The sequence below is a fragment of the Pseudomonas veronii genome (assembly GCF_002028325.1).
GTDB classification, from domain to species: domain Bacteria; phylum Pseudomonadota; class Gammaproteobacteria; order Pseudomonadales; family Pseudomonadaceae; genus Aquipseudomonas; species Aquipseudomonas veronii.
In genome coordinates, this window is sequence record NZ_CP018420.1 from 5,723,365 (window position 1) to 5,736,181 (window position 12,817).

12 protein-coding genes and 1 pseudogene are annotated in these 12,817 nt (G+C 60.2%); 6 read left to right on the forward strand and 7 right to left on the reverse strand.

Features of this window, described 5'->3' with window-relative positions; all coding sequences use genetic code 11:
* Positions 1–4 precede the first annotated feature (4 nt).
* Both PverR02_RS26240 and PverR02_RS26245 read left to right on the forward strand, forming a co-directional pair.
* On the forward strand, positions 5–1,006 hold the full coding sequence (locus tag PverR02_RS26240; RefSeq protein WP_046382112.1) for a sensor domain-containing diguanylate cyclase: 1,002 nt from the start codon (positions 5–7) through the stop codon (positions 1,004–1,006).
* A 143-nt stretch (positions 1,007–1,149) separates the two neighbouring features.
* Complete coding sequence (locus PverR02_RS26245) at positions 1,150–2,400, forward strand: 2-aminoadipate transaminase (protein ID WP_046382111.1); 1,251 nt, start codon at positions 1,150–1,152, stop codon at positions 2,398–2,400.
* On the opposite strand, the gene PverR02_RS26250 is transcribed toward PverR02_RS26245, so the two are convergent.
* A complete protein-coding gene (locus tag PverR02_RS26250; RefSeq protein ID WP_079444673.1) occupies positions 2,397–4,421 on the reverse strand; it encodes a c-type cytochrome in 2,025 nt (674 codons plus the stop codon). The genes PverR02_RS26245 and PverR02_RS26250 overlap by 4 nt on opposite strands.
* A 229-nt stretch (positions 4,422–4,650) precedes the next feature.
* Between PverR02_RS26250 and PverR02_RS26255 the strand changes: the two genes are divergently transcribed.
* From PverR02_RS26255 to PverR02_RS26265, 3 genes are all read left to right on the forward strand, one after another.
* Positions 4,651–4,884: a type II toxin-antitoxin system Phd/YefM family antitoxin gene (locus tag PverR02_RS26255; RefSeq protein WP_227778728.1), complete on the forward strand. Its 234-nt coding sequence runs from the start codon at positions 4,651–4,653 to the stop codon at positions 4,882–4,884.
* Positions 4,851–4,928: a type II toxin-antitoxin system YoeB family toxin gene (locus PverR02_RS32815; protein WP_141123716.1), complete on the forward strand. Its 78-nt coding sequence runs from the start codon at positions 4,851–4,853 to the stop codon at positions 4,926–4,928. The genes PverR02_RS26255 and PverR02_RS32815 overlap by 34 nt, the downstream gene beginning before the upstream one ends.
* A gap of 292 nt (positions 4,929–5,220) precedes the next feature.
* Complete coding sequence (locus PverR02_RS26265) at positions 5,221–5,937, forward strand: hypothetical protein (protein WP_046382109.1); 717 nt, start codon at positions 5,221–5,223, stop codon at positions 5,935–5,937.
* A 59-nt stretch (positions 5,938–5,996) separates the two neighbouring features.
* Here the strand turns inward: PverR02_RS26265 and ptaA are convergent, their stop codons facing one another.
* The 6 genes from ptaA to cyoA all read right to left on the reverse strand — a co-directional run bounded on the left by ptaA (position 5,997) and on the right by cyoA (position 12,067).
* Positions 5,997–7,091 (reverse strand): pyoverdine biosynthesis transaminase PtaA, encoded by a 1,095-nt coding sequence (gene ptaA / locus PverR02_RS26270; RefSeq protein ID WP_079444674.1) that lies wholly within the window; start codon positions 7,089–7,091, stop codon positions 5,997–5,999.
* Positions 7,092–7,239: 148 nt separating this feature from the next.
* The gene (cyoE, locus tag PverR02_RS26275; RefSeq protein ID WP_017846726.1) at positions 7,240–8,127 is read right to left on the reverse strand and encodes a heme o synthase; all 888 of its coding nucleotides are present in this window, start codon (positions 8,125–8,127) and stop codon (positions 7,240–7,242) included.
* Between the two features lie 11 nt (positions 8,128–8,138).
* Positions 8,139–8,474 (reverse strand): cytochrome o ubiquinol oxidase subunit IV, encoded by a 336-nt coding sequence (gene cyoD, locus PverR02_RS26280; RefSeq protein WP_017846725.1) that lies wholly within the window; start codon positions 8,472–8,474, stop codon positions 8,139–8,141.
* Positions 8,474–9,100, reverse strand: a complete 627-nt coding sequence (locus tag PverR02_RS26285) for a cytochrome o ubiquinol oxidase subunit III (protein WP_017846724.1) — start codon at positions 9,098–9,100, stop codon at positions 8,474–8,476. Before PverR02_RS26285 ends, cyoD begins: the two co-directional genes overlap by 1 nt.
* A 3-nt stretch (positions 9,101–9,103) precedes the next feature.
* Positions 9,104–11,122 (reverse strand): cytochrome o ubiquinol oxidase subunit I, encoded by a 2,019-nt coding sequence (cyoB, locus tag PverR02_RS26290; RefSeq protein ID WP_079444675.1) that lies wholly within the window; start codon positions 11,120–11,122, stop codon positions 9,104–9,106.
* 3 nt (positions 11,123–11,125) lie between these two features.
* Positions 11,126–12,067, reverse strand: coding sequence for a ubiquinol oxidase subunit II (cyoA, locus tag PverR02_RS26295; protein WP_026139992.1), 942 nt, complete (start codon positions 12,065–12,067; stop codon positions 11,126–11,128).
* A gap of 27 nt (positions 12,068–12,094) precedes the next feature.
* Between cyoA and PverR02_RS32965 the strand changes: the two are divergent.
* Positions 12,095–12,384: pseudogene (locus PverR02_RS32965) on the forward strand (hypothetical protein).
* Positions 12,385–12,817: the final 433 nt, after the last annotated feature.

Genomic DNA, 12,817 nt, shown 5'->3' on the forward strand with positions numbered 1-12,817 from the left:
GCACATGGACGATACAGCCGGCAACAAACCGTCAACTGACCTCAATGCGGACATGTTGCATGCCGTCATGGAACTGGTCAGCGACGGGGTCTGGGACTGGAACGCGAATACGGGGTTCGTTTATCGCAACCCGGGCTGGTACGAAATGCTCGGTTACCCCCGCCACTCCCTGGAGAACAGCGTGTTCACCTGGGAGAACATCATCCACCCCGACGACTACTCCCGCGTGATGACGGTGTTCGATGACTACATCAACCGTCGCTCGCCCTATTACCAAATCGAATACCGTTGCCGCAAAAAAGACGGCAGCTACCTGTGGATCGAAGACCGCGGCTATGTGGTTGCGCGTAACCTCGACGGCTCGGTAGCGCGCATGGTCGGCGCCCATCGCGACATCAATACGCGCAAGTGCGCGATCGAACAGCTCGAACGGCGCAACCAATCCCTTGAAGCCTTGGTTGCCGAACGCACACGCGAGTTGTCGCGGGTCAACCAGCAACTGCAGTTGCAACTGGACGAGAACCGCTCCCTGGCCGAGCGTGACGCCCTGACCCGCGTGGCCAACCGTTATCGCCTGGAGAAAGTGCTGCTGGAAGAATGTGAGCGCGCCCAACGCTTTCGCCTGCCGTTGGCCCTGGTCGCCATGGATATCGATGACTTCAAGCCGATCAATGATCGACACGGCCACGGCGTCGGCGACCAGACCCTGATGAGCGTCGTGGAGAGCCTGGAGGCCTGCGTGCGCCCCGGTGACTTGCTCGCGCGCTGGGGTGGCGATGAGTTCGTGGTGGTGCTGCCCAAAAGCACCCTGGAGAGCGCAAAAAACCTGGCCGAGCGCATTCGCCAAAGCATGAGCGAAGTACCCACCGTGGGCGACTTCAAAATCACCCTGAGCCTGGGGGTGGTGGAGCGTCATGCGGGTGAAGGCCCCGACGCCCTGATGGCGCGGGCCGATCAGGCGTTGTATCGCTCCAAGGCGGCGGGGAAAGACATCGTCTCGGAATGAATGCGCGGGTTTGTGGCCCCGAACGGCTGCTTGGCAAGCGCTCCTTCCGATTTGGAATGACCCGGCGACTTTATTTCGTTTGCGGCCCGGCCCGGCTCACGGCTTAGATAAAAAGACGCCCGCCACTGCCGAGTCCGAGATTCATGAGCCGCGAAACCATCAGCCAGTCGATTTCCATCGTCCACCCCATCAGCCTCAGCCACGGCAAGAACGCCGAAGTCTGGGACACCGCGGGCAAGCGCTACATCGACTTTGTCGGCGGCATCGGCGTGCTCAATCTCGGGCACTGCCACCCGGCGGTGGTCGAGGCGATTCGCCAGCAGGCGACCCAACTGACCCACTACGCCTTCAACGCCGCTCCGCACAGGCCTTACATCGAGCTGATGGATCGTCTGAGTGCATTTATCCCGGTGGACTACCCGGTCAGCGGGATGCTCACCAACAGCGGTGCGGAAGCCGCGGAAAACGCCCTGAAGATCGTGCGCGGCGCCACCGGCCGCACTGCGGTGATCGCCTTCGACGGCGCCTTCCACGGCCGCACCCTCGCCACCCTCAACCTGAATGGCAAGGTCGCGCCCTACAAGCAAAAAGTCGGTGTCCTGCCGGGCCCGGTGTATCACCTGCCCTACCCCAGCGCTGACAACGGCGTGACCTGCGCCGAAGCGCTGAAGGCTATGGACCGCTTGTTCAGCGTGGAAATCGACGTCGACGATGTAGCCTGCTTCATCATTGAGCCGGTGCAGGGCGAAGGCGGTTTCCTCGCGCTGGATATCGCGTTCGCCCAGGCCCTTCGCCGCTTCTGCGATGAGAAAAACATCCTGCTGATCGTCGATGAAATCCAGTCCGGTTTCGGCCGCACCGGGCAACGTTTTGCCTTCTCGCGCCTGGGCATAACGCCGGACTTGATCCTGCTCGGCAAAAGCATCGCCGGCGGTGTGCCGTTGGGTGCTGTGGTGGGGCGCAAGGCGTTACTCGACAACCTGCCCAAAGGCGGGCTGGGCGGCACATATTCGGGCAATCCCATCGCCTGCGCGGCGGCGTTGGCCACCCTGGAGGTGATGACGGACGCACAGTTGCAGGCCTGGGGCACGCGACAGGAAGAGGCCATCCTGCGCCGCTACGAAACCTGGCGCGCGCAACGCCTGTCGCCTTACCTGGGCCGACTGACCGGCGTCGGCGCCATGCGTGGCATCGAGTTGGCCCACGCCGACGGCACGCCCGCGCCCCAGCAACTGAGCCAGTTGCTGAGCCTGGCGCGGGACGCCGGCTTGCTGCTGATGCCCAGCGGCAAGTCGCGGCACATCGTCCGCTTACTGGCACCGCTGACCATTGAGCCGGCGGTGTTGGAGGAAGGCCTGGACATCCTCCAGGCGTGCCTCAAGCAACTGGACTAGTAACGCGCATCCACCGGCTTGCCGCCGTTGGGCCAGTCTTTGACCTTGTCCGGGAAGTCCGGGCGAGGTTGCCCCGAGAAATACGCTGCGACGTCCACCGCTTCCTGGTCGGACAAACCGCCCTGGCCCAACGGGAATTGCTCGTGGAAGCCGATCGGCATGTTGCGTTTGACGAACGCCGCCGCCGTGTAGGTGCGTGCCATGCCGGCGCCGATATTGAACGACTGATCGCCCCACAGCGGCGGGTACACCCGCTCGCCGTCGGCACGCGCCAGGCCCTCACCGTTGTCGCCATGGCACACCGCGCATTGCTTGGCGTAGACCGCCTTGCCATTGGCCAGGTCCGGCTTGATCGCCGGGTCGACCTTGCCTACACCGCGCCCGGCCACCTTGTCTTCGGGGCGGGTGTTGTTCTTCATCCAGTCGAAGTACGCAACCATCGCCTGCATATCCGCCGACTGCGGCGGCAACGGTTTGCCGTTCATCGAGCGCCGGAAGCAGCCGTTGATGCGTTCTTCCAGACTCACCACCTTGCCCGCGCGCGGTGCATAGCTGGGGAAGAAGGCCGACACACCGACGAAGGGCGAACCGTCCGCCACGGTGCCGGCGTTGAGGTGACAACTGGTGCAATTGAGCGCGTTGCCGACGTTGTCGGGCAGCAATGCCTTGGTTTGCAGGTGCAGGCGCATGCCGCGCACCACCTGGTCGGCGTTCGGCGCCGCGAGCAGGTCGGCCAGGCGCGGGGTTTCGAAAGTGGAGGAGTCGGTCGTGGCCGGGTTGAGCTGATCGCGCAATGTCTTGACCTGCGCGGCGCTGATCGACGTGCCCTGGTTGCCCCAGCGCGTGCGAACGAAACTGAGGATTTCGGCGACCTCCTGGTCCGCCAGCCGGGCAAACCCGGGCATGGTGTAGACCCGTGGGTGAGTGGCCGTTTGTGCGGTCTCCCAACCGGTGAGGGTGATGTGCAGCAGGGATGTCGGGTCGTTCGAGACGATGCTCGGGTTGCCGGCCAACGGCGGGAACAAGCCTTTCACCCCCGCGCCATCACTGCGGTGGCAGTCGCTGCAGAACTGCATATAACCCAGGCCGCCACGGCTGGTGAACAGGTCGGCGGGTGGCGCGGCCGGTGCGCGGGCCACCGACGGCATCGGCAGATCGTCCGGGCCGGGCGGCAGGGATTTCAGATAGCGGGCAATCGCGGTCAGATCGTCGTCGCTGAAATGCTGGGTGCTGTGGTGAATCACATCGGCCATGTTGCCGGCGACGGTGGCAAAACGGTTCTGCCCGGTCTTGAGCAGTTGCACGGTGTCTTCCACGGTCCACAGGTTGCGCAGGCTCAGGGCGCGCCAATGCTCGACGGTTTCGCCGGCCAGGTAATGCTGGCCGCCGCGCCCGTCATCGCTCATGGCCTTTTCCTGGAAGGCGATGCCCCGCGGGGTATGACAGGAGCCGCAGTGGCCCAGGCCCTGGACCAGATACGCGCCACGGTTGAGCTGCGCGTCACGACCGGGTTCGGGCTGGAACGCTTGCTTGTCGAGAAAGGCGAAGTTCCACAAGGCCAGGCCCCAGCGCTGGTTGAACGGGAAGCCCATGTCCGCCTCGAGGTTGGCCTGCCGCACGGGTTCCACGCCTTGCATCAGGTAGGCGTACAAGGCGCGCATGTCCTCCTCGCTCATCTTGGCGTAGGACGGATACGGCATCGCCGGGTACAGGTTCATACCCGCAGGTGTGACACCTTCACGCATGACCCGGTCGAACTGTTCGAAGCTGTAGGCACCAATGCCGGTCTCGCGGTCCGGCGTGATGTTGCTCGAATAGATCGTGCCCATCGGCGTGCTCAGCTCCAGCCCGCCGGCCATCGCGTTGCCTGGCTTGGCAGTGTGGCAGGCAATGCAGTCGCCCAATTGCGCGACATATTTGCCGTGTTCGATCAGTGCGGTATCGGCGGAATTGGCGTGCAGGGGTAGCGTCAGACCAAACGTCGCTCCCAGCAAGGCCAGGCGTGACAGAGAAAGCGCCATTGCATTAGTCCTTTAATGACCTCGCGTGGGGAAGCCCCCTCGGCGCAGGTCCGTTGTCGTTTTTATGGGTTCATCAGACCTTTGTGTTGTAACGGGTTTGGCGCTGCGGGGTTTTGATGTGGGTCAGGCTCAAACCGTAAGGGTGCCACCCATTGACCGTTGATAAGGAAACCCTTGAACACATGTACGTATTTATGGACGTTTCGTACCATCAAGCGAGGACATACCCATGGAAACAATCAACTACACCAATGCCCGTGCCCATCTCTCCGAGACAATGGATCGGGTCAATGACGATCACATCCCGTTGCTGCTCACCCGGCAAAAAGGTGAGCCCGTGGTGATGATCTCGCTATCGGAATTCAATGCCCTTGAAGAGACGGCCCCGAACCACTCAAATACAACCTCAGTGGCTTCTGGTCTCGGCGAATCACCGCCGAACATCGCTTGGTCTATGGCATAGAGGATGATGAGACTCAGGTCTTGATGTGTCGTTATCACTATTAACGGGGAATACCTGTTGAAGCCGACTGCCCTGGTCCGCGCCTGAAAACATCCGACGCTTTTCTGCAGGGAAGCACACTGGCGCTGGCACCGTCGAGACTGTCGAGCGGCGCCTGGGCGGGCGGCGCGATCATCGGCAGCCTGTTGGGCATGCGGGCTGACCGTAGGTCTGTTTTGCGGGCGCTGGCCGCCTTGCGTCGCAATAAGGGCATTGTGCTGCCTTGACCTGCCCCCCCTCCCCGCCGAAAATGCCCGACGCTTTTTTGTCCCTGTTTACTGAAGTAGTGAAATTTCAATGCCCGATTCCTACACCGCTGAATCCGCCGAAGAATCCGTAGTCGCCTTGCAATCCAAAGCTGAATACGAAAACGCCATCAATCTTTCACAGCATGTGCCAGCGGCCAAGATCATCAGCGAGATGGTGCTGGACGCGTTCCACACCTCCAAGGAAAGCGACCAGATCCGCGAGTTGCGCGTGGCCATCCGCCAGGCCCACGATGCCTTCGACGACGACAAGGCCTACGACCTGATGGGCCAACTCAAGCAGCTCAAGGACGCCGAAGCCGCCGACAACATCGCCCTGGAAGACCTGAGCAGCAAGTTCTCGATCAGCCGCATCCTGTCCAGCTTCAAGGACGACCCGGCGTTTCAGGAGCTGGTCTACGGCCTGGCCCTCAAGGTGTTGAACCAGTCCCACCAGGCCATCAGCAACCCGAGCGCCGGCAAGGGCAAGGCCGCGCGGCCGAAGAAAGACGCCGAAGTGTTTGTGATCAGCAAGGATGGCATCAGCGTCACCCTGCCGCTGCGCACGCCGCGCTCGAAGCTCAATGTCGACCGTGAAGCGTTCGAGTTCCTGGGTTTCAGCTTCGTGGGTGAAGGCGATGACGCCGAGTTGGAAGTCGAGAGTTTTGTGGATAACGCCGGCGCCGAACAGCCATTGAGCCGCAAGAGCGTGATCACGGCGTTGCAGCAGCAGACCGCGTTCGATGGGTACAGCATCGCGCAGCAGTAGTACCGCAGAACCCAATGTGGGAGGGGGACTGCTCCCTCCCACATTGGTTTTGTGTTGGGTTAAACGCTGCGCTGGACCTGCGCCGCAAACACCTCGCGAAACCGCTCCATCTCGTGCGTGTTCCCCACCGTCACCCGCACCCACTGCGGCCAACTCTTCCATACGCGGCCGATCATCACACCTTGCGCGGCCAGTTTCTCGATCACTTGCTCCGCCGGTTGCTTCACGTCGATCATGAAGCAGTTGCTCTGCGACAGCGTGCAGGTGAACCCACGGGCCTTGAGCCAGGCGACGGTCTCCTCGCGCAGTTGCGCGTTCAGGGCCTTGCGTTGCGGCAACAGCTTGACGTCTTCGAGGCTGGCCTGCGCGCCGAGCAAGCCGCTGCCGGCAGGGACGTTATCGCCCCCGAACACCGCGAGGCGTGCCAGCAACGCCGGGGCGCCGATCGCCAGGCCCACGCGCGCGCCGGCCATGCCGTAGATTTTCGAGAAGGTGCGCAACACCAGCAGGTCGTCGTGTTCCTTGACCCAACTGACACAGCTGGGAGCGTCGGCGAAGTCGATGTACGCCTCGTCCACCACCAGCACGCTGCCTTGGGGTTTGTTCGCCAGCGCGTGGCGGATGGCCTCGGTGGACGTCAGGGTACCGGTGGGGTTATTCGGGTTGCACAGGTAGAGCATGCCCGCCTGGGGATCGGCGGCGAGCATCGCGGGGATGTCGTGGGCGTGCTCGGCCGTGAGGCTCACTTCCTGCACCGGCGCCCGGCTCGCCTCGGCCGCCTGGCGCGGCACCTCGTAGGACGGCGTGGCCATCACCAGGCCGCGGCTTTCGCCGGTAAACGCCAACACCGCATAGCGCAGCGCCGCCATGGAGCCGGAAAACACCGCCACCTGTGCTTCGGCAATCCCCTGCTGCCGGGCAAACAACGCGGCCAGAGCGTACATGTGGCCGTAGGGATAACGCCCGGCCGTGGCAATCGCGTCCTGCATCGCCTCGCGGGCGGCGCCCGAGGGGCCGTAGGGGCTTTCGTTGTAGTTGAGCCGCACCTTCTCAGCCTTTGCCGGCGGTGGGCTGGCGACTGCCCAGTCCAGGCGCCCGAGCAAGGGCAAGGCCGCGCCCAAGGCGAGAAGGGACCGACGACTAACGCTGATCATGGTGACAACTCCTTGTACGCGGGTAATGGATTCGCACAGCTCGTACAGTGAGGTATGACGAGAAAGGCGCCGGCCGATTTAATCCCGCGCCCAAGAAAAAGCCCCGCGCTTCTCACGAAGGCGGGGCTTGTTCACTGCTTGGAACCACTCAGGGCGCGTAGGTCAGCAACAGCTCTCTCGGCACCTGGAAATCCAGGGACATCATCACGCTGAGCGCGGTGATGGTGAAGATCGAGAACACGAACAGCTTGCGTGCCCAGACGGTGTCGTCCACCGCCTTGTAGCCGGTCCAGGCCATGTACAACCAGTACATGCCCATGGCGGCGGCGACGGCAAGGTAGCTCATGCCGGCGTAGCCACTGAAGGTCAACATCAAGGTCGCCACGAGGAAGGCCAGGATGTACAGCAGGATGTGTTTCTTGGCCACCTGGATGCCGCGCTTGACCGGCAGAACCGGAATCGACGCAGCCAGGTAGTCGTTGAAACGGAAGATCGCGATGGCATAGGAATGCGGCATCTGCCACAGGCTGAACATCACCAGCAGCACCAGCGCGGCCATGTCGAAGCTATTGGTCACAGCCACATAACCAATCACCGGCGGCATCGCCCCCGACAGACTGCCCACCAGCGTGCCGTGAACCGACTTGCGCTTGAGGTACAGGCTGTAGAGGCCGACATAGATGACAAAGCCGATCACGGCAAACAGCGCCGCCAACGGGTTGGCCACCTTGTACAACAACACCACGCCGGCAACACCCAGGACGGTCGCGAACAGCAGTGCCAGTTTCAGGGAGATAAGGCCCTGGACCAGCACGCGATTCTTGGTGCGTTCCATCTTGATATCGATGTCGCGGTCGATGCAGTTGTTGAACACACAACCGGAAGCTACCACCAGGGACGTGCCGATCATGGCGGCCAGGAAGATGGCCAGATCGACATGTCCCTTGGAGGCCAGGAAGAAGCCGCCTGCCACAGAAAGCACGTTACCGAAAATGATCCCCGGTTTGGTGATTTGGATAAAGTGCTTAAGCGACATCGGGTCTTACCTCACTTCGCCATCATGTAGGTGTGGATGCTGAACATGATCCACAGCGACAGACCAACCAGCAGAACGATCACCAGGCCTGCGAACACGAACGCAATCACGTTCTCGCGCTGGGCCTCGGAGCGGTCCAGGTGCAGGAAGTACACCAGGTGAACCAGGACCTGAATCACCGCGAACGCCAGGACGATCATCAAGGTGATCGACTTCGGCAAGGTTGGGTACATCACCAGGCCGAACGGGATCAGGGTCAGGATGACCGACAGGATGAAGCCGATAGCGTAAGTCTTTACGCTGCCGTGACTCGCATCATGGCTGTCATGGGAGTGTGCATTAGCCATTACAGGGTCCCCATCAAGTAGACGACGGTGAATACGCAGATCCAGACCACATCCAGGAAGTGCCAGAACAGGCTCAGGCAGTTCAGGCGAGTCTTGTTGGTGTTGGTCAGGCCGTGTTTATTGACCTGATACATCATCATCGCCATCCAGATCAGGCCAGATGTCACGTGCAGACCGTGGGTCCCCACCAGCGTGAAGAACGCCGACAGGAAGCCGCTGCGGCTAGGGCCGTAGCCTTCGGAGATCAGCAGGTGGAACTCGTTGATCTCCATGCCGATGAAGCCCAGGCCGAACAGGAAGGTCAGGCCCAACCAGGTCAGTACGCCCTGCTTGTTGCCCTTGTAGAAGGACAACATGGCGAAGCCGTAGGTGATCGAACTGAACAACAGCAAGGCGGTTTCGCCGAGCACGTAAGGCAGTTCGAAGATGTCGTGGCCCGCCGGGCCACCCGCTACGTTGTTTACCAGTACCGCGTACACCGCGAAGATCGACGCAAACAAGATGCAGTCGGTCATCAGGTAGAGCCAGAAACCGTAGACGGTTACCGGGCCCGAGTCGTGGTGATGGTCATCGTGCCCATGGTCATCGACATGGGCGTGTCCAGCATTGGTCACTAAGTTCGACATGGTTTAAGCCTGTTCCAACGAGGTTTCTACACGGTTGGCCGGGATCTTCTTCTCGGCCACCAGGCGAGCGTGCTGCTCGGCTTCGATGCGCTCGATCGTTTCGACCGGCACCATGTAGCCTTGATCATCACGTGCAGCGTGGACAATGAAGTAGCCGATGGTGCCCACCAGGCTCACGATTGCCAGCCACCAGATGTGCCAGATCATCGCGAAACCGAACACGGTCAACAGCGCACCCATCACCACGCCAGTGGCGGTGTTGTTTGGCATGTGGATCGGTTCGTAGTGCTTAGGCCGCTGGTACGCAGTACCGTCTTCCTTGGCTTCGGTGAACGCATCGATGGTGTTCGCAGTAGGAATCACGGCGAAGTTGTAGAACGGAGGTGGCGACGAAGTCGACCATTCCAGGGTGTGGCCGTTCCATGGGTCGCCCGATTCGCACATGTTCTGCTTGCGATCACGCACGCTGACATACAGCTGGATCAGTTGGCAGGCGATACCCACCGCGATCAGCACCGCACCGATCATGGCGACGTACAGGTACGGCACCCACTCAGGGTTGGTGGTGGCGTTCAGACGACGGGTCATGCCCATGAAGCCCAGTGCATAGAGCGGCATGAACGCGACGAAGAAGCCCGAGATCCAGAACCAGAATGCAGCCTTGCCCCAACCGTCGTGCAGCTTGAAGCCAAACGCTTTCGGGAAGAAGAAGCTGAAACCAGCGATGTAACCGAATACCGCACCGCCAATGATCACGTTGTGGAAGTGAGCGATCACGAACAAGCTGTTGTGCAGCACGAAGTCAGCACCCGGGATGGCCAGCAGTACGCCGGTCATACCGCCGATGGCGAAGGTCACCATGAAGCCCAGTGTCCACACAACCTGGCTGGTCATACGCAGACGGCCGTGGTAGATGGTGAACAGCCAGTTGAATAGCTTCACCCCCGTCGGGATCGAAATCAGCATCGTCGCCAGGCCGAAGAAGGCGTTGACGCTGGCCCCCGAACCCATGGTGAAGAAGTGGTGCAGCCACACCATGAAGCCCAGTACCGAGATCGCACCGGAGGCGTAGACCATCGAGTGGTGACCGAACAGGCGCTTGCCGGTAAAGGTCGAGATCACTTCGGAGAAGATACCGAACGCTGGCAGGATCAGGATGTACACCTCAGGGTGACCCCATGCCCAGAACAGGTTCACGTACATCATTGGATTGCCACCAAGTTCGTTGGTGAAAATGTGGAAATCCAGGTAACGGTCAAGCGACAGCAGTGCCAGCGTAGCGGTGAGGATCGGGAACGAAGCCACGATCAGCACGTTGGCCCAGGTGCAGGTCCAGGTGAAGATCGGCATGTCCATCATCTTCATGCCAGGGGCGCGCATTTTCAGCACGGTGGCCAGGAAGTTGACCCCCGTCAGCGTCGTCCCGAGCCCTGATAACTGTAGCGCCCAGATGTAGTAGTCCACACCCACGCCCGGACTGTATTTCAGGCCCGACAATGGCGGATACGCAACCCAACCGGTCTTGGCGAATTCGCCGACGCCCAGGGACACGTTGATCAGCACCACGCCAGACACCAGCAGCCAGAAGCTCAGGGAGTTCAGGAACGGGTAGGCAACGTCGCGGGCACCGATCTGCAGCGGCACTGCAAGGTTCATCAGGCCGGTGAAGAAAGGCATCGCCATGAAGATGATCATGATCACACCGTGAGCGGTGAAGATCTGGTCATAGTGTTCAGGCGGCAGGTAGCCTGGCGCGCCCTCAGTGGCCATGGCCAACTGGGTACGCATCATGATGGCGTCGGCAAAACCACGCAGCAGCATGACCATGGCAACGACGATGTACATCACACCGATTTTCTTGTGGTCGACCGAAGTCAGCCACTCAGTCCACAAGTAGGCCCACTTCTTGAAGTAAGTGATACCCCCAACCAGTGCCAGACCACCCAGCGCGATCATGGCGATGGTAATCATCACAATCGGCTCGTGGAACGGGACCGCATCCCAACTTAATTTACCAAACATCGTTTACTCCTCTGCCCCAGCAGTTGAATGCGAGCCCGTGTCAGAACCTTCAACCGCAGCCACTTCTTTCTTCTCGTGCTTGACCGGCTTGCCTGGTTTCATGCCTTCGTACTTGTCGACGACTTTCTGAAACAGGTCAGGCGTGTAAGTGGAGTACAGCGCGACTGGGTTGTTCTGGCTTGGTTTGGCAAGGGCTTCGTATTCAGCTTGATCAAGCTGTTTAGGTGCGGCCTTGACTTCGGCTACCCAGGCGTCGAATTCTTCCTGGCTCGTCGAGATCGCTTTGAATTTCATGCCGGTGAAACCTGCGCCGCTATAGTTGGCGGAGATGCCGTCCATTTCAGCTTTCTGGTTGGCGATCAGGTGCAGCTTGGTCTGCATGCCGGCCATCGCGTAGATCTGGCCACCCAGGCCTGGGATGAAGAACGAGTTCATCACAGTGTCGGAGGTGATCTTGAAGTTAACCGGGGTATGTTCCGGGAACACGATCTTGTTGACGGTGGCGATACCCAGGTCCGGGTAGATGAACAGCCACTTCCAGTCCAGCGCGACCACTTCGATATTGATCGGCTTGACCTCGGAGTCCAGCGGACGGTACGGGTCCAGCGCGTGGGTGGACTTGTAGGTCACATAACCCAGGGCAATGATGATGAGGATCGGAACCAGCCACACCGCGATTTCAATCTTGGTGGAGTGCGACCACTTCGGCGCGTAAGTCGCCTTGGTGTTCGACGCGCGGTATTTCCAGGCGAAGGCGAAGGTCATGATGATCACAGGGACCACGACCAGCAACATCAGCAGGGTGGCAGTGATGATCAGGTTGCGTTCATCCAGACCGACCTGTCCTTTTGGGTCGAGCAAGGACCACTTGCAGCCTCCCAGCATTAACATCATGCCAAGCAGCGGCAAAAAGCCTAGTAATCGGGGGTACCTGTTTTTACTCATCTCACGACCTCTAAAGCAGCTTGCGCAATGCAGTTGGGTTTTGATCGCCAACACTTCACCCTGCCAAGGGTTGGCATTTCTCTTCGATTGAATAAGAGCCTGCCCGTGCGCCCTGATTGGACGGTTCGCGGACCTGCGGTGAGTTCTTATTCGATTTCGTGGTTAAAGGCCTTGTTACAGACCAATTCCATTTGGTGCGGATAGTTGAAAGGCTGCCGGAACCTGGGGTCGCACAGAGCCATCCATCTGCCCCTCGACCGCTCCAATGCTCAAATATTGAACAGCACCGGACATTCAGTGCGGGCGATTGTAGTTAGCTAGCGATCTATAAACCATGTCTTATAAAGAAATAATTTTTATCGATTCCAGCAATAATCCTTCACCTATTTTGCAAAGGTTCGCGATCTTATCGCGTTGGATTCTCAACAAAAACCACAAAAAATGCCGTGTTATAGGGCAAACTGCCACACCCCTTACCCGCCGTAAGGGCCTGAAAAAGCGCTCCAAGCCCCCATAAAACAGGGCACTCGCTGACCACCGAAAGCCGCGAACGGCGCGCTATTCGCGGTGTTGCTCAAACGATGAACTGACAGCACACATTAACGGCCATGGGCAAATTCACGCGGCGTTGCGACGGCTCGGAAACGCCCTGCGACAGCGCCTGTGTGACAACATGTCGCACACCGCGCGCCGTCAAAATTGTCCCGCGTCACTGTCCCTTCAAAAATCCCTACAAACAAAAACGCCCCG

Bases quoted from the DNA above. Each gene is read 5' to 3' on its own strand.
- PverR02_RS26240 (WP_046382112.1), top strand. From the start codon at position 5: ATGGACGATACAGCCGGCAACAAACCGTCAACTGACCTCAATGCGGAC.
- PverR02_RS26245 (WP_046382111.1), top strand. From the start codon at position 1,150: ATGAGCCGCGAAACCATCAGCCAGTCGATTTCCATCGTCCACCCCATC.
- PverR02_RS26250 (WP_079444673.1), bottom strand. From the start codon at position 4,421: ATGGCGCTTTCTCTGTCACGCCTGGCCTTGCTGGGAGCGACGTTTGGT.
- PverR02_RS26255 (WP_227778728.1), top strand. From the start codon at position 4,651: ATGGAAACAATCAACTACACCAATGCCCGTGCCCATCTCTCCGAGACA.
- PverR02_RS26265 (WP_046382109.1), top strand. From the start codon at position 5,221: ATGCCCGATTCCTACACCGCTGAATCCGCCGAAGAATCCGTAGTCGCC.
- ptaA (WP_079444674.1), bottom strand. From the start codon at position 7,091: ATGATCAGCGTTAGTCGTCGGTCCCTTCTCGCCTTGGGCGCGGCCTTG.
- cyoE (WP_017846726.1), bottom strand. From the start codon at position 8,127: ATGTCGCTTAAGCACTTTATCCAAATCACCAAACCGGGGATCATTTTC.
- cyoD (WP_017846725.1), bottom strand. From the start codon at position 8,474: ATGGCTAATGCACACTCCCATGACAGCCATGATGCGAGTCACGGCAGC.
- PverR02_RS26285 (WP_017846724.1), bottom strand. From the start codon at position 9,100: ATGTCGAACTTAGTGACCAATGCTGGACACGCCCATGTCGATGACCAT.
- cyoB (WP_079444675.1), bottom strand. From the start codon at position 11,122: ATGTTTGGTAAATTAAGTTGGGATGCGGTCCCGTTCCACGAGCCGATT.
- cyoA (WP_026139992.1), bottom strand. From the start codon at position 12,067: ATGAGTAAAAACAGGTACCCCCGATTACTAGGCTTTTTGCCGCTGCTT.